Here is a 16,506-nt window from a genome sequence, read left to right as displayed (position 1 = left end):
CGCGGCCGGAAGCCAACCCCGGCCGCGCGGCGCGCCGCGTCACCCCGCGCGCTGCGCCTCCAGCCACGACTGGAACATCAGCACCGTCCACAACTGGTGCTGCCAGTTCATCCGGCCGGTCTGGTGCTGCCGCCACAGACGCTCGACCGCGGCCGCGTCGAAGAAGCCTTCCTCGCGCAACCGCGACGGCCGCAGCAGCGCCTCGGCCCAGTCGCGCAGCGCGCCGCGCAGCCAGTGGTCGACGGGCGCGCAGAAACCCTGCTTTGGCCGGTCGATCAGCGCGGACGGCACGTAGCGGTCGAGCAGCCGCCGCAGCAGCGCCTTCGACTGCCCTTCCGGCAAGCGCACCGACGCCGGCACGCGCCACGCGAATTCGACGACGTGATGGTCGAGGAACGGCATGCGCGTCTCGAGGCTCACGGCCATCGCCGCGCGATCGACCTTCGCGAGAATGTCGGTCGGCAGGTACGTGAGCGTGTCGATCGCCATCGCCTGCTCGGCGAAGCTCAGGTGTGCGGGCCACGCGGATACCGTGTCGAGCGGCGTCGGCGGCTCCTGCCCCGACACCGCGAGACGCTCGGGATGATGCACCGACGACATCAGCAGCCGGTACAGGCCGATACGGCTCTCGGCCGTCATCACATGGCCGAGCTTGTGCAGGCGATCGCCGATGCGGGTCGCCGATTCGCGCGCCTCCACGCCGCCCCATGCACCCTGCGCGACGGCCGCGAGCTGGTCCGCATGATCGGGCCGCAGCGCATGCAGCGCGGCGGCGATCCGCGCGCGCACGGCCGCCGGCACGCGATGCAGCTTGCGCCACAGGCGCGGCGTCAGAAAGTAGCGCGTATAACCGCCGAACAGCTCGTCGCCGCCGTCGCCGGACAAGCTCACCTTCACGTGCCGGCGCGTCATCTCCGACACGAGAAAGGTCGGGATCTGCGACGCATCGGAGAACGGCTCGTCGTAGATCGACGGCAGCTTCGGCACGACGTCGAGCGCATGGTCGGCGGTCACGTAAAGCTCGGTATGGCGCGTGCCGAGATGGCGCGCGACGGCCTTCGCATAACCGGCCTCGTCGTAGCCGGCTTCATGGAAGCCGATCGTGAACGTGTCGACCGGCGTCGCCGATTGCGCCTGCATCAGCGCGACGATCGCGGACGAATCGACGCCGCCCGACAGGAACGCACCGAGCGGCACGTCGGCTTCCATCTGCCGCGCGACGGCCTGGCGCAGGACCGCGTCGAGCTGGCCGACGGCGTCCTCGGCGTTGCCCTCGAACGGCTGCGCGCGGCCGCTCTCGATCGCCTGTTCGAGCGTCCAGTACGCGCGCAGGCGCGGCGTGTCGCGCGCATGCTCGAACTGGATGAACGTGCCGGGCGGCAGCTTGCGAATGCCGCGATAGATCGTGTACGGCGCAGGCACGCTCGACTGGCGCAGGTACAGGCACAGCGCGTCGCGATCGATCGTGCCGTCGAAGCCCGGATAACCGCGCAGCGCCTTCAGCTCGGACGCGAACACGAGCGCGTCGCCGATCCGGCCGTAATAGAGCGGCTTCTCGCCGATCCGGTCGCGCGCAAGCGTCAGCACCCGCGATGCGCGATTCCACAGCGCGAACGCGAACATGCCGGTCGCGCGCCGCAGCGCCGCCTCGACACCCCACGCGACGATCGCCGCGATCAGCACCTCGCTGTCGGAGTGGCCGCGCCACGCCGGTGCGCGACCCGCGCGCTCCAGCTCCGCGCGCAGTTCGCGATGGTTGTAGATTTCGCCATTGAAGACCATGACATAACGACCGCACGCGGACGCCATCGGCTGCCGGCCGTGAGCCGACAGGTCGACGATCGCAAGCCGCCGGTGGCCGAGCGCGATGCCGGCCTCCGGATCGACCCAGATCCCCTGCCCGTCCGGCCCGCGATGCGCCAGGCTCGCCGTCATGCGCGCGAGCGTACCGCGCGCTGTCTCCTCATCGAAGGCGACGCTATTCAAGAAGCCGTCGATTCCGCACATTTGATTTGTTCGCCCCTGTTGACCTGTTCCGTCACGCATGGCGCAACCTCGCGGCCCGCCGTCCGGCGTGACGATCGAGCCATATTACGAAGAAATAATTCAGCAATAATTCACCGGTGAATTCGGGTGAACGCCGAAAAATAAATCACGTCAAGCACCGCGCGCAGGGTCACGCAAAAGGGCCATATCGAATGGGAACAGGGAAGGCAGGCCCACGGGCGCGGCGCGGCGCGCGTCAACCCGCGCCGGTCGCCCATTTCAGCAACTGCGCGACCTCGCGGAAATGCTGCTGCTGGATCGTGCCGTTTTCGGGCGTCGATTCGTACAGCGCCTGCGCGAGCCCGACGTTCGCGAGCGTCGGACGCAGCGCGTCGCGCGCGGCGCGCACGATCCGCTCGGCCGCCTCGCCTTCGCCGCGTGCGAGCACCCACGGCAGCGTGCCGATCCCGCCGTAATAGAGCGCGACCGCGACGCGCGGCGAATAGACGACCACCGACGCGAAGCCGATCCGGTCCGGCAGCGACGCGAACTGCGCTTCGCGCGCGAGCTGCCGGCGCTTCGACTCGATATGCGGATCGCCTTCGTCTTCCTTGTGCTCGCGCCGCACTTCGTCGATCGACATCTTCATCTTCTGGTTGAACTCGTGCCGCTGGTGCACGATGTCGATCAGCGCCATCACGATATAGATCAGCGCGGCCCAGCCGAACAGCATCATCAGCAGCTTCACGATCAGCGCGAGGATCGAGATCGGCCGCGTGAAACCGGACTGCACGGAAGGGTCGAGCGACTCGACGATCAGCCAGCCGAGCGTCGCGACGAGCAGCACCGTCTTCAGCAGCATCTTCACGAGATTGACGAGGTTGCGCATCGACCACAGGTTCTTCATCCCCTCGGCCGGATTGAGCCGCGACAGCTGCGGCACGAGGCGGCTCCACGCCATCACGCCGCCAACCTGCACGAAACCCGCGAGCAAGCCCGCCAGCAGCCCGGCCGCGACGATCTGCGCGGACAGCGTCGCCCAGTCGCGCGCGGCGCCGTCGATCAGCACCGCGATGCGCGCGGACGGGTCGGCCGCGCCGGTCGCATCGAACACGAGCCGGAACAGCGCCTGCAGCCGCGCGAACAGTGAACCGATTCCAACCGCGAGCGCGACGCACACGCCGACGAAAAACGCCGACGAAATCGTTTCCGCGCTCTTCGGCACATCGCCTTTCTCGCGCGCCTCGCGCAGGCGCTTCTCGGTCGGCTTCTGATCCTTTTCGGCCATGTCGGCTCCGCGGTGCGCTCAGCCGCCGCCGTGCGCGGCGAACAGCGCGTGCAAGAGCGCCATCAGCCCGCTGTCGGGGCTCAGCAGCGAATGCAGCGACGCGTACACCACCGGCAGGAACAGCATCATCATCAGCAGCGCGAGCGCGCTCTTCAGCGGCTGCGAGAACACGAAGATGTTGAGCTGCGGCACCGCGCGCCCGACGAGGCCGATGCCGAGCTCGACGAGCACCAGCACGATCGTCACCGGCGCGGCGAGCTTCACCATCCATTCGAAGATCGTGTCGGTCTGCCGCACGATGAAGGTCTGCAGCATCGACGAGAAATCGGGGCCGAGCGAGCCGATCGGCCACCACGCGTACGACTGCGCGAACAGCTGCACGAGCACCTGCAGCCCGCCCGCCGTGACGAACAGCGCGATCGCGACGAAATTGAGGAAGCCCGATGTCGGGCCGCCCTCGTGTCCGCCCATCGGATCGAAGAACGCGGCGCTGCCGCTGCCGGTCTGGAAGTCGATCAGGTAACCGACGCCCTGGATCGCGAACAGCACCGCGCTGAACGCGCCCGCGAGCAGCATGCCGACCACCGCTTCCTTCGCGACGAGCAGGCACCACATCAGGAACGGCAGCGCGGCCACCTGCGCGGCGTCGATCGCCGGCGCGACGAATGCGGCGATCACGACGGCGATCCCGTTGCGCACGAGGCCCGTGATGATCTGCTCGTTGAACACCGGCACGACGAACATGATCGGCAACAGGCGCGGCATCACGTAGAGCAGCGGCCGCAGCATGCCCGCGACATCGTTGAAACCCGCAGCCTGGTCTAGCATCGACGCTCCGCTGCGGCGGGTGGTGCGGCATCGTCGGCCGCATCGGTTGGGTCGACTGCATCGGCTGCGTCGGCTGCATCGGTCATGCCGGCCGCGGCGGTTTCCGTATCGGCCGGCGGCAAGGCCATCGCCGCGTCGAACGCCGCGGCCGCTTCCGGTGGCGCGGCGTGGCCGGACGCGTCGCTCGCCCCGGCCGCCCATGCGCCGGGCGTCGCGAAGCGCCGCACCGCGTACCCGTCCGCCACTTCGTCGGCATCGCGCTCGACCCGCGCGGCGCGCGCATGCTGCGCCTTCTCGCCCGCCTTGTCGAGCTTGTCCTCGGCGGCCTTCGCCTTGCGCGCGGCGCGCTGCAGGTCGGCGAGCGTCGCCTCGTGGCCGCGATGCACGTGCGCGGCCTCGCTCACCGACGCGTTCGCGGTGCCGATATGCCGGTCGAACGTACGCGTGTCGGCAGCTGCGTTCTGCAGCCCGCGCGCCTCGCGCAGGTCGTCGACGAGCCGCGTCTGGATCGCGGCCTTCGCGGCGACCTGCGAGGCGAGCTGCGCGTGCGCGGCCTCGAGCGCGCGGCGGCTTTGCGCGGCGATGCCCTGCTGGCGCGCGGCCGCGACGCGCGCGATCTGGCTGCGCATCTCGCGCACGCGCTTCAGGCGCGCGAGCGTCGCGAGCACGAGGCGGTCGTCGGCTTCAGACATGATCGTTCGCCAGCTTCGTCAGTTTCGCGAGCAGCGCGTCGAAGCGCACGTCCTCGTCCGACGCCTGCGTGCAGAACGCGCCGATCGCGTCGCGCGCGCGCAGCGCGAGATCGCCGAGCCGGTCGCTGCCTTCGCGATACTCGCCGATCTGCACGAGCAGCTCGATCTCCTGGTACTTCGCGATCAGCTCGCGCACGCGTGCGGCCGCATGCTGGTGCGCGCGGCTCGCGACGAGCGGCATCACGCGCGACAGGCTCGCGAGCACGTCGATCGCCGGATAGCGGTTCGCGAGCGCGATCTTGCGCGACAGCACGATATGGCCGTCGAGGATCGAGCGCACTTCCTCGGCGATCGGATCCGATTCCTCGTCGCCTTCGACGAGCACCGTGTAGAGCGCGGTGATCGACCCGTTCGCGCCCTGCCCCGCGCGTTCGAGCAGGCGCGGCAGCACCGCGAACGTCGACGGCGGGAAACTGCGGCGCGTCGGCGGCTCGCCGCTCGCGAGGCCGACCTCGCGCTGCGCGCGCGCGAAACGCGTCAGCGAATCGACGAGCAGCAGCACGCGCTTGCCCGCATCGCGGAAGTGCTCGGCAATCGCGGTCGCGACGAGCGCGGATTTCACGCGCTCCATCGCGGGGCGATCGGACGTCGACACGACGACGATCGACCGCGCGCGCACCTCGGGCGACAGGCTGTGCTCGATGAATTCGCGCACCTCGCGGCCGCGTTCGCCAACGAGCGCGATCACGTTCACGTCGGCCTGCGCGCCGCGCGCGATCATCCCGAGCAGCGTGCTCTTGCCCACGCCGGACGGCGCGAAGATGCCGACGCGCTGCCCGATGCCGAGCGTCATCAGCCCGTCGATCACGCGCACGCCGGTGGGAAACGGCGTGTCGATCATCTTGCGCGCGAGCGGGTTCGGCGGGTCCTGCTGCGTCGACACCCACGCGGCGCCCGTCACCGGCCCGCGATCGTCGAGCGGCCGGCCGAGCCCGTCGAGCACGCGGCCGAACAGCCCTTCGCCCACCGGGAATACATGCTCGCGCCCGGACGGCACGACGGTCGTCTCGGGCGAAAGCCCGGCCACGTCGCCCAGCGGCGTGAGCAGCGTCGTCTGCCGCGAAAACCCGACTACCTCGGCGAGCAGCGTCGGCTGGTTCGGCGTGCGCAGCTCGCAGATCTCGCCGAGCCGCGCGCGGATGCCCGTCGCGTTCAGGATCTGCCCGACCGCGTGATTGACGCGGCCCTGCACCGACACCGGCGAGAAGAACGCGAGCCCCGCGTCGAGTTCGCCGACGAGGCGTCCGCGATCGAACGGCGCGCCGTCGTCGTCGCTGCCGAACGGCTGCGGATCGTCGAGCGGCGCGTTCATCGCGCGGCGCCCTTCAGCGCATCGCGGCGGATCGCCTGACGCAGCGCGTCGATCTGCAGGTCGAGGCTCGCATCGATGCGCCCGGACGGCGTCTCGACCGTGCACGCATGGCGTTCGAGCTGCGCATCCTCGACGATGCGGATCTTCTGCCGGTTCGACTGCCCCGCGAACGCGCCGTCGAGCGCATCGCGCATCTCGTCCTTCCGGCCGGGCGCGATCCGCACGATCAGGAACGCCTCGTCGCGCACGAGCGGCGCGATCCGCGCCAGCGCGGCCTCGTACAGCGTCTGCGTGCTCATCTCGCCGACGATCGCGCGCACGGCCTTCACGACGATGTCGGCCATCGCATCCTTCATCGTCTCCATCGTGCGCGTGGCGGCGAGCGCCTGCGTGTACGCCTGCGCGGCCTGCTCGCGCTGCGCGCGGCGCATCCCTTCGTCGTAGCCGGCCGCCTGGCGCTTGTCGAATTCGCGCTGCGCGTCGGCGACGATGCGCGCGGCTTCGTCGTGCGCGGTCGCGATCACCGCGGACGCGTCGAGCAGCGCCGCGTATTCGCGCTCCTTGAGCACCTTGCGCTCCGACAGCAGCTGCAGGTTGTCGCTCGTGATCAGAAAAGCCAATCCCATGACGCAAGCCTCTCGGGAATCAGAAACAGGAACAGCAGTTCGCCGAACTGGTCGCGCTGCGCGCGGTTCAGCCAGTAAGGCGCCTCATCGTCGATCGCGCGGTTGAATTTCAGGCGCACGCGCCGCGCGACCGCATCGCCCGCCACGCCGATGAAATCCGCGAGCAGCCGCCCGCCGCGCGCGCGGATCACCCCGGGCAGCGCCGCGGGATCGGCGCGCCACGGCTCGAGCGTCTCGGCAAGCGCGCCGAATTCCGGCGCGCGGTCGAGCGCGAGTTCCAGCGCATCGCCGCCGAGCCTCGCCGCGACTTCCGCGCGGATGCGCCGCGCGGCCAGCGCGTCGCGCAGCCAGTGGCGATGCAGCAGCAGCCCCGCATACGCGGCCAGTTGCTCGAGCGCCGCGCCCGGCAGCAGCGCGAGCCGCGCGCACGGGTTCGCGACGTCGAAGTCGTGCCGGCCCGCCACGCCGTTCAGGTCGAGCAGGTGCCGCGCAAGCAGCTTGCGGCCGGCCGCGCCGAACGCGTCCGGCGAACGGTAGCGCGCGGGCCAGTCGGCCGGCACGCGCGTCACGTGCAGATAACGATCGGGCCGCAGGTTGAAATCGCAGACGAGCACATGAAACGCCGCGCGCCGCGCGGCGGGCGGCGGCGCAAGCGGCTGCAGCCACGGCAGCGGCGCCGCGTCGGGTTGAGCCGAAACATCGCCCGGCGGCAGCGCGTGCGGATCGCTCATGCGCCGTCGCGCGCGCCGTCCGGCGTGCGCAGCCCGCCGCCGGCCTGCTGCGCCGACGCGCCGCCGACGCCGTTCGACCCGCGCGGCGCACCGAGCAATCCGGCGAGCCGCGCGCCGAACATCCCGCGCCGGGCGGCCGACAGCACGATCACCGCGCCGGTCAGCAGGATCAGCGCGAACACGAGCCAGCCGAGCGGCGAGCGCAGCCGCACGATGTCCGACACCGCGCTGCCGATTCCGTCCACGCGCGTCGCGCGCGCGGCGGCCGGCTGCAGGAACAGCGACACGTTGTCGTACTGCAGCCCTTCGATGCTGTGCGCGACGAGATCCTTGACCATCGGCGCCATCGCGCGCAGGTCGACGCCGGGCCGGTAGCGGATATACACGGCCGCCGACGACGGCTTGATCTTGTCCGCGAGCGGATCGTTCTCCGGAATCACGACCTGCACACGCGCGACCACCACGCCCTCGATGTCCTGCAGCGTGCGCGACAGGTCCTGCGACACGCCGTACAGGTAGCGCACGCGCTCCTCGGCCGGCGTCGACACGAGGCCCTGCTTCTGGAACAGCTCGCCGAGGCTCGCATAACTCGGCTTCGGCAGCCCGTTCGCCTGCAGCACGGTGAGCGCGGACTGCATGTCGCCGTCCGCGACGCTCACCAGCCACGCGTTGCGGTCCGACGTGTCGCGCGCGTCGTTGTCCTTCGACGCGCTGATGCCCGCGTCGCCGAGCACCGCGACCATCTGGTTCGCGTCGCGCTCCGACAGGCCCGAGTACAACTCCTTCTGGCACCCGGCCAACAGCACGAGCAGCCCCGCGAGCAGCGCACGCGCCGCCCGGCTGCGCCACGCATGCGTGCGTGGCGTCGAATCGATCGTCGTCATCGTTTGTCCGCTTCATGGCGCGTGAGGCCTGAATCGGCCCGCACGCGCCCTGTCACTCCTGCGTCTTCAGCACCGTGTGCGTGAAGCCGTTCGCTGCCTGCGCGACCGACAGGCTCAATTGGTATTCCGAAATGGTGGTGGTCGCCGTCCACTGGAAGTCCATCGCCTTCACCATCGTCATCAGCGGATCGCTGCGGCTGTCCGCCATCGACGTCAGCATCTCGCCGCGATGCTTGTCGATGTTCGCGTACCGCGTGTCGAGATCGTTGCCGTAAGTGCGCAACCGCTCGACCAGCGACGACTGGTTCGCCTGCGCGGGCGTCATCTGCACGGCCGGCGCCGCATCCGCCGGCGCGCGCGACATCGCGACGCCCGACGAAGACGGCGGCGCGGCCGGCGATGCGCCCGGCTGCATCAGCGCATCGAACTGGCGCACCTGCGCCGGATCGGACGCCGAGCCCGTCTGCTGCGCCGCGCTCGCGAGCGCGGCCGCGCCCGGGGGCGCCGCGCCTACGCCTGTCACTGACATGATCTATGCCCTCCTTGGCTGGCAGGCGCCGGACCGGATCGGTCGGGCCCGCCCGGAACAGGCCAGCCGGCACGCGCGCATCCGCCACCGGGTGCCCTTCGCGGGCAGACCCGGCGCACGGCGTCGCGCGGCGCGGCCGGCGACCGGCGTCATGCGCGGCCGGCGGAACTCAGGTGTTGCGCAACCTGGGCGTTCGCCGTCCCTTCCTGCGCGGTCACTGCGTTGCTGGTTTCGAACGTCGCGGTCGATTGCTGGACCTGGAAGTTGATCTTCGTCAGTTCGAGCTGCGTCTTGGTCAGGTCGTCCGCCTGCTGCTGGACCTGGTTCGTGTTGGTTGCGCTGGTGCTGCTGGTCGGGCCTGGCATGATTCGCTCCTTTACGTGATGTCCATCCATCTTCCGGCGGCGGCCCCATGCCCCGCCGGCGACGTGAGCCGTCGCACGCGTGCGGCGTCCCGCGTAATGCGCGCACCGCCGGTTACGCGATGCGCATGACCTGTCGCGGCGCTAGTGCGCCGCCTCCTTCGAGGCCCCGGTCGCCGCCGCATCCTGCGGCAGCGTCGGCCCCGGCACCGGTTGCGCGACCCCGGCCGCCGCGCCGCTCGCGAGCGGCGGCACGGGCGGCGCCGGCGCCTGCTCGGGCGCGTTCGCCGACGGGCCGCCGAGCGGCATCGTGATGCGCTGGCCGTTGCGCTCGAACACGACTGCGTCCGGACCGATCGACGCAACGACCGCGCCCTCCTTCAGCCGCGCGCCTTCGAAATAGCGGCTGCCGTCCGCCGTCTCGATATAGCGCTGGTCGCCGTCGCCCGCGAACACGGTCGTGATCTCCGGGATGCCGGCCATCCCGCCGAGCGTCGTCGCCGTGTGCGGCGCGGCCGGATCGGCATCGGCGTCGCGCACGTGATCGACCACTTCGAGCGCCGGGCGCGCGTCCTTCATGTAGTTGCGGATACGCGGCTCGATCTGCGCCCGCGCCGCCGCACCCGTCAGCTCGATCCGGCCGCGGCCGAGATAGGCGACCGTCAGCGCGGTATCGCTGAAATAGGTCTGCGCGGTCGCGACGAGATCGCTGACCACGTAGATGTTGCCGAGCGCCGCGTTGTCCACGCCCGCGACGATCTGCGCGACGCGTTCCCGCGCGGCCGGGTCGCTCACGTAGCCCGACACGATCACGCCGTCGTCGCGCGGCGCGACGGCCAGCTCCGGATACGCATGCAGCAGTTGCTGCAGCCGGTGCGTGCGCGCGAGCACCGATTCGTGCTGCCACGGCAGGCGCCCCGACCACGTGACGAAGCCGTAGCCGAGCGCGCCGAGCAGCACGCCGATCCACAGCGCGACCAGCGCGATCACGAGCCGCCGGCTGCCGAGGCGGCGCAATCCGCCCGTGAGCCAGCCGAGCCACGCGGCCTCGCGCGCGGCGTCCGGCGCATCGGCTTCGTCGGGCACCGCGACGCTCGCCTGCGCATGCCGCGCGATGCCGAGCCGGATCGAGCCGACCGTCACGACGTCGTGCGGCGTCAGCGAGCGGCGGCCCGCGCCGAGCGGTTCGTCGTTGAACAGCACCGGCGCGCCGGCCTCGCCGCCGTGGTTCTGCACGGTCACCGCGAGCGCGCCGACCTGCAGGCACACCTGTTTCGCGCCGATCTCGCGATCGGGCAGGATCACTTCGCAATCGGCCGCGGTGCCGACCCAGTTCGCGCCGCGCGCGAGCGACATCGTGCGGCCGTACATCGGCCCGCTCAGGAAGCACAGGTTCCACGGCGACGCGAGCGCGGCCGGCCCTGCCGCCGCGCCTCCCGCGCCGCCGGGCAATGCGCCGTCGCCGTGCGGGTCAATGATGGTCGTCGACATGGGTGGTGGCTCCTGCGGTCGTCGTCGCCGGCTGCGCCGCCACGTCCTTCGGCGGCGGCAATGCGGGCGGACCGAACTTCGTGCCGGGCAGCGGCTTCGGCGTCAGCGGCACCACGACATCGTTGTCCGGCGGGCGATACATCGACACGCCTTCCGGATTGGCCGGCCCGTTCACGCCCAGGTTCACGGGCGAGCCGTCCGGCGCATACATCGACGCGCTCGTCACCACGCGCGGCGTCAGCAGGTAGAACCGCTCCATGTGGTTGCCCGACTTGTCGGTGTACTTGAACAGGTTGCCGATCAGCGGAATGTCGGACAGCCAGGGCACGCCGCTCTTGTTCAGCTTCACCTCGTCGTCGTTGAACCCCGCGATCAGCAGGCTCTTGCCTTCGTCGATCATCGACTTCGTGACGATGTTGCGCTGCTGGATCACCGGGATGTTCGACACGGCCTGGCCCTGCACGACGTTGCCGTCCTGGATGTCGATCGACATCATCACGCTCTGCGGATTGCCGGATACGGCGGCCGCGTTGCGGATCGCCTCGTCGACGATCATCGGCGTCACCTTGATGCTCGTGCCGGTCGTCACGCTGTACAGCGACGAATCCTGGTAACCCTGCACCTGCACGTAGAACTGCGTGAGGTTCTCGAGGATCGCCTCGGTGTTGTCGAGCGCGAGCACCTTCGGTTTCGAACGCAACTGCGCCTGCCCCTTCTGCGCGAGTGCGTTCACGCGCGTGAGCAGGTAATTGCGCAGCGAGCCGCCGATCGAGGCGGTCAGCGCGATGCCGGTCGGCAGGAAGGTGCCCGTCTGCCCGGTTTCCGACGTGCCGACGCCGAACGTCAGCGGCGGATTGCCTGAACCGTTGTACTGCGTGTTGCCGTTCAGCGGATTCGCGCCGTTGCCGATCTGCACGTCGCCGTGTGTCGTGTGCAGGCGCCAGTCGATCCCGAGGCTGTCGAGCGAATCCTCGTTGATGTCGATGATCGTCACGTTGATCTCGACGATGCGCGGCCGCTCGTCGAGCTGGTTGATCAGCGACTGGTAGCGGTACATGTTCTCCGGCAGGTCGCGCACGATCACCGCGTTGATCGCCGGATCGGCGACGATCTGCGGCAGCGCGTCGCCACCGCCGGCGTTCGCGAACGGCGAGAACCCGCCGACCGCGCTGCTGTCGCCGCTATAACCGCCCGCACGCGGGCCGCTGGAGATGTCGGGAAAGTCGAGGCGCGGCACCGCGATCGTCAGCCCCGAGCCCAGCTTCACCTGGCGCGCGGCCTGCCCGAGCGGCGTGCTCGACGGCAGCGCGCTCGTGCCGCCGCCCTTGCCGAACAGCCGGCTCAGGATCGTCGCGACGCCCGGCACCGTCACTTCCTTGCCCGAGCGGTTGATCGTGAAATCCGACGCCCAGCCGTACCTCAGCCGGAACGCGCGGATGTCCGCGTGCGCGCCGTTCGCCGACGGATCGCCGACCGAGCCGACCGCCTGCCGCACGAGTTCGACGTAGCGGCGCGGGCCGGCCACGTACACGCTGTTCGAACGATCGTTGATGACGAGCGTGTAGCGCTTGTCCGGAATCTGCATCGCCTGCAGCGCGCGGCCGATTTCGCCGGCCGCATTCGGCGGGATCGGGATCATCTGCGTCTGCGACTGGTCGGCCGGATCGACGTAGAGGAACGAGCCGTCGTAGTACCACGTGAGCCCATAGGTCGAGCAGATCGTTTCGAGCGTCTCCTGCGGCGTGCCCGAGAAGCGGCCGCTGATCACGCCGTCGACCTTCGGGTCGACCACCGCCGTCACACCCTGCGACGACGCAAGCTCGCGGATGAAGTCGCCGATCTTCTTGCCGTTCGCGACGATCGTGAACGGCTTGTTGCGCCAGCGCAGGTCCGCGGCGCGGGCCGTGTGCGCGGGCACCATGCACAGCGACGCCGTGAGCAGCGCGGTCGCGCACATGGCGAGCGCGGCCCGTTGCAGGCTGCGCGGTTGAAACCGGATCGGGGCGACGCTTCGATGCATCAAAGAACTCCAGTGGAAGAAACGAACATGCGTTCCAGCGCCTGCTGCGCGAAGCGCAGTACTTCGCCGCCGAGCCAGCCCGACAGCAGCACGAGTGCGACCATCACGGCGATCAACCGCACCGCGATGCCGATGTTGGCGTCCTGCACCTGCGTGACGGCCTGCAGGATCGCGACGATGAGGCCCGTGACGGTGGCGATCAGCACGATCGGCAGCGACAGCAGCAGCACGAGCATCAGCGCCTGGCGCGTCAGGTCGAGGATCGTCGAGCTCATCATTGAATGGCTCCCGGCGCGCGCACGCCGGCGCCCGCGCCGACCGAGCCGTCGTCCGGCGGGTTCTTCACCCAGCCGACCGTGTGCAGCTGCACGTCCTCCTCGACTTCCTGGTACGACAGCACCGCGAGTTCGGGCAGCACCGGCTGCAGGATCGTCTTCACGTAGCGGCGCGCGCCGAGCGCGACCATCACCGCGAGCCGCGCGGCGCCGTGCGTATTGCCGTGGCCGCCGGGGCCGGCCGCCTGCGCGGCCTGCACGATCGCGCGCACCTGGTCGCCGATGTCCTGCTTGACCGCGCTCGACAGCGCGAGAAAATTGCCCTGCTTGGTGCGCATCACCGCACTCTCGATCCGCTCCTGCAGGTTCTGCTCGAACAGCACGACCCGCAGCTGGCGCGTCGTGCCCGCATGGCGATCGGTGATCATCCGGCGCAGGTCGACGCGCACGAGTTCGACCAGCGCGATCACGTCGTCGGGTTCATTCGGCGCCCACGTGATCAGGCTCTCGAAGATCACGCGCAGGTTGCGGATCGGCACCTGTTCGGCCAGCAGCCGGCGCAGCACCTCGGTCACGCGCTGCAGCGGCACGAGGCGCGTCAGCTCGCCCACGAGTTCGGGGTGCTCGCGGCGCACCAGATGCACGAGCGCCTGCGTCTCCTGGATGCCCAGCAGTTCGTCCGCATGCTGGCGCACGATCTGCTCGACGTGCGCGGCGAGCGCGCTTTCGCTCGACAGCCACTTGCCGTCCGGCGCGGTGCCGTCGGGCTTGATCCACAGCGCGGTCGCGAACGGGCCGAACGCTTCGGCCGGCTGGCGCTCCGCGCGTTCGGGCAGCGGCGCGACGCCGTCCCACAGCAGCCAGCCCGGTTTCAGCGCGCCGTGCGCGGCGAGCACGTCCTGCAGGTAGATCCGGTACGTGCCGGCCGTTGCGCCTTCGTCGTCGTTCAATGTGATGCGCGGGAACACCGTGCCGATGTCCGCGTCGACGCGCGCTTTCGCGCTCGACAGCGCGGCTTGCAGTTGCGCAAGGTTCAGGCTCGTACGCAGGTCGTCGGACAGCGACACCGCGATCAGCGACGTGACGCCCGCCGCGTGCGACACCTTCGCGGGCTGGCCGTCGTCGGCCGAGCCGACGCGCCCCGCGACATGAATCAGGTTGAAGCTCGGCGCGGTCGTCTTGCGCTTGAGCTGCGAGAACGCGAACGCGCCGAGGCCGAACGCGATCAGCGCGAACGACCATTTCGGAAAACCGGGCACGACGAGAAAACCGGTCAGCACGAACGCCGCGATCAGCAGCGCGCGCGGATGCGCGCCCAGTTGCTCGCCGAGCTGCTCGCCAAGCTGGCGCTGCCGCGCATCGCGCGTCGCGACGCGCGTCGTCACGATGCCGGCCGCGATCGACACGAGCAACGACGGAATCTGCGACGCCATCCCGTCGCCGACCGTCAGGATCGCGTAACGCTGCAGTGCCTCGCCGATATCCATCCCGTGCATCAGCGTGCCGACCGCGATCCCGGCGACGATGTTGATGAACGCGATCACGAGCCCCGCGATCGCGTCGCCCTTCACGAACTTCATCGCGCCGTCCATCGCGCCGTGCATCTGCGATTCCTGTTCGAGCTTCTCGCGGCGCTCACGCGCTTCGTCGGCGTTGATGATGCCCGCGCGCAGGTCCGCGTCGATGCTCATCTGCTTGCCCGGCATCGCGTCGAGCGAGAAGCGCGCGCCGACTTCGGCCACCCGCTCCGAACCCTTCGCGATCACGATGAACTGCACGACGGCGATCACGAGGAACACCACGCCGCCCACCACGACGTTGTTGCCGACGACGAGCCGCCCGAACGCGTCGATCACGTGGCCCGCGTTCGCGTGCAGCAGGATCAGCTTGCACGACGCGATGTTCAGCGCGAGCCGGAACAGCGTCGTGAACAGCAGCAGCGCGGGAAACGACGAGAAGCTGACCGCCGACGGCACGTAGGTCGACACCGTCAGCAGCACCACGCTCACGGCAAGATTCAGCGAAATCATCCCGTCGAGCGCGGCCTGCGGCAACGGCAGGATGAACAGTGCGACGACCGCGACGATGAACGTCGCGAGGAACAGGTCGGCGCGCGGCGACGCGCCCCCGAGACGCCGTCCGGACACGCCGCGGCCAGCGGAAAACAACCGCTGCCAGTCGCGGGGGAGCGCCTTCGGTTCTGCCATCGTGCCGTTGTCCTGTCGTTATTACCGGCTGGCACGGGCAATCCTCCCCCATGCTGCGCGGACCGTTGAATGGGACGAGTGTAGCGACGCGGATCGATGGAAAAAGGGATGCGCCTCGTAGCGTGAAAGCGCGTTTCCCGGCGGCGCTCGGATCGGACTACGAAACCCGGCGGCGCTTGCGGGCACGCACCGCCGGAACCGCTTCCATCCTGCTGCGGTCCCCGCCGGCGCGCGTCAGGTCAGGGCTGCAGGCGCCGCGCGGCGAGGTACGCGAGCTGCGCGCGGTTCTGCACGTTGAAGAGTTTTTCGAGCGAGCGGATGTGGTGGCCGACCTTGTGCAGCGACGTGCGCAGCGCACTCGCGATCTCCTGGTCGGACAGCCCGTGCACGAGCCGGTCGAGCACCTGTTGCTGCTCGTCGCCGAGCGCGAAGCCGCGCATGCGCGCGATGCGCGCCTCGAGGAACGGCAGCGCGACGCGGTGCACGGCGAGGCTCACCGACAGCGCGCCGCCGATCACGCGATCGTCGATCCAGTCGGTGCCGTGCGTCTCCGACGTCACGTTCACCGCGACGCGCAGGTCGAGACGCGGCGCCGACAGGCTGAAAAGCACGCCGCTGTTCATCGCGTGCGCGCGCAGATGGCCGGCAAGCGCCAGCACCTTGCGGTCGCCGCTGCCCTGCGCGGCCGACTCGATTTCGTCGAGCCGCCACGCGACCGGAAAGCCGCTCTGCCGCACCTGCGCGAAGCGCGGGTCGCTTTCGTAGAGCATGCCTTCGATAAACGGCTGCATGAACGTCGCCGGTGCGAGATCGCGCAGCAGATGCGCGCACAGGATGCGCCGCCCGATCATTTCGTACGCACCGTAACTGAGCGTACTGAAACCGATTTGCCGCAATCGCGCATGGCATTGCACGAAATCGACCGGCGTGAAGTCGGTTTTACCGGGTGCAATTTGAATGCCGGTAAAAACGTCACGCTCGATTGCCTGATATTCATTCGAATAAGCGGCAGCGGACGTTATATCGGCTTGCGAAAACCATTCGACGCGTGGTGCGCCGTCAGCATGTGTCATGAGGAGCCCGCCCTTTCCCAATATGTGAAACTGCGCCCCGTCACGATCTGGTCTTTTCTTTATGATTTTCTGGCCGTCGTTATATGCGTGCGAATATGAAACTTTCGCCGCAATTAGTATTACGGCATATTACGCGTACACG

15 protein-coding genes are annotated in these 16,506 nt (G+C 69.5%); all 15 read right to left on the bottom strand.

From position 1 onward, the window contains the following. Positions 1 to 39: 39 nt before the first annotated feature. Positions 40 to 2,007 carry an asparagine synthase (glutamine-hydrolyzing) gene (gene asnB, locus H3H55_RS21375; protein ID WP_129515394.1) on the bottom strand — a complete coding sequence of 656 codons (1,968 nt, stop codon included), beginning with the start codon at positions 2,005 to 2,007 and terminating at the stop codon, positions 40 to 42. Between the two features lie 235 nt (positions 2,008 to 2,242). Next, a complete protein-coding gene (locus H3H55_RS21370) occupies positions 2,243 to 3,274 on the bottom strand; it encodes an EscU/YscU/HrcU family type III secretion system export apparatus switch protein (protein ID WP_193100102.1) in 1,032 nt (343 codons plus the stop codon). Between the two features lie 18 nt (positions 3,275 to 3,292). Beyond that, a complete protein-coding gene (gene sctT / locus H3H55_RS21365; protein WP_193100101.1) occupies positions 3,293 to 4,102 on the bottom strand; it encodes a type III secretion system export apparatus subunit SctT in 810 nt (269 codons plus the stop codon). Further along, a complete protein-coding gene (locus tag H3H55_RS21360; RefSeq protein WP_193100100.1) occupies positions 4,096 to 4,794 on the bottom strand; it encodes a hypothetical protein in 699 nt (232 codons plus the stop codon). Before H3H55_RS21360 ends, sctT begins: the two co-directional genes overlap by 7 nt. Then, positions 4,787 to 6,166, bottom strand: a complete 1,380-nt coding sequence (gene sctN / locus H3H55_RS21355) for a type III secretion system ATPase SctN (protein WP_048245599.1) — start codon at positions 6,164 to 6,166, stop codon at positions 4,787 to 4,789. The genes H3H55_RS21360 and sctN overlap by 8 nt, the downstream gene beginning before the upstream one ends. Further along, the gene (sctL, locus tag H3H55_RS21350; protein ID WP_048245598.1) at positions 6,163 to 6,792 is read right to left on the bottom strand and encodes a type III secretion system stator protein SctL; all 630 of its coding nucleotides are present in this window, start codon (positions 6,790 to 6,792) and stop codon (positions 6,163 to 6,165) included. Before sctL ends, sctN begins: the two co-directional genes overlap by 4 nt. Next, positions 6,774 to 7,523, bottom strand: a complete 750-nt coding sequence (locus H3H55_RS21345) for a SctK family type III secretion system sorting platform protein (protein WP_193100099.1) — start codon at positions 7,521 to 7,523, stop codon at positions 6,774 to 6,776. The genes sctL and H3H55_RS21345 overlap by 19 nt, the downstream gene beginning before the upstream one ends. After that, the gene (gene sctJ, locus H3H55_RS21340; protein ID WP_193100098.1) at positions 7,520 to 8,407 is read right to left on the bottom strand and encodes a type III secretion system inner membrane ring lipoprotein SctJ; all 888 of its coding nucleotides are present in this window, start codon (positions 8,405 to 8,407) and stop codon (positions 7,520 to 7,522) included. Before sctJ ends, H3H55_RS21345 begins: the two co-directional genes overlap by 4 nt. Before the next feature lie 52 nt (positions 8,408 to 8,459). After that, positions 8,460 to 8,936 (bottom strand): hypothetical protein, encoded by a 477-nt coding sequence (locus tag H3H55_RS21335; RefSeq protein WP_193100097.1) that lies wholly within the window; start codon positions 8,934 to 8,936, stop codon positions 8,460 to 8,462. Between the two features lie 149 nt (positions 8,937 to 9,085). Continuing rightward, positions 9,086 to 9,301: a hypothetical protein gene (locus H3H55_RS21330; protein ID WP_048245594.1), complete on the bottom strand. Its 216-nt coding sequence runs from the start codon at positions 9,299 to 9,301 to the stop codon at positions 9,086 to 9,088. 141 nt (positions 9,302 to 9,442) lie between these two features. Continuing rightward, positions 9,443 to 10,789 carry a type III secretion system inner membrane ring subunit SctD gene (sctD, locus tag H3H55_RS21325; protein WP_193100096.1) on the bottom strand — a complete coding sequence of 449 codons (1,347 nt, stop codon included), beginning with the start codon at positions 10,787 to 10,789 and terminating at the stop codon, positions 9,443 to 9,445. Then, complete coding sequence (sctC, locus tag H3H55_RS21320) at positions 10,770 to 12,809, bottom strand: type III secretion system outer membrane ring subunit SctC (RefSeq protein ID WP_193100095.1); 2,040 nt, start codon at positions 12,807 to 12,809, stop codon at positions 10,770 to 10,772. The genes sctD and sctC overlap by 20 nt, the downstream gene beginning before the upstream one ends. Further along, positions 12,809 to 13,087: a type III secretion system export apparatus subunit SctS gene (sctS, locus tag H3H55_RS21315; protein WP_193100094.1), complete on the bottom strand. Its 279-nt coding sequence runs from the start codon at positions 13,085 to 13,087 to the stop codon at positions 12,809 to 12,811. Before sctS ends, sctC begins: the two co-directional genes overlap by 1 nt. After that, on the bottom strand, positions 13,084 to 15,291 hold the full coding sequence (sctV, locus tag H3H55_RS21310) for a type III secretion system export apparatus subunit SctV (protein ID WP_193100093.1): 2,208 nt from the start codon (positions 15,289 to 15,291) through the stop codon (positions 13,084 to 13,086). Before sctV ends, sctS begins: the two co-directional genes overlap by 4 nt. Before the next feature lie 239 nt (positions 15,292 to 15,530). After that, positions 15,531 to 16,364, bottom strand: a complete 834-nt coding sequence (locus H3H55_RS21305; RefSeq protein ID WP_193100092.1) for a helix-turn-helix transcriptional regulator — start codon at positions 16,362 to 16,364, stop codon at positions 15,531 to 15,533. Positions 16,365 to 16,506: the final 142 nt, after the last annotated feature.

The sequence above is a fragment of the Burkholderia sp. Z1 genome (assembly GCF_014893795.1).
In the GTDB taxonomy this organism is placed as follows: Bacteria; Pseudomonadota; Gammaproteobacteria; order Burkholderiales; family Burkholderiaceae; genus Burkholderia; species Burkholderia theae.
This window is presented reverse-complemented; position numbering and strand designations above follow the sequence as displayed.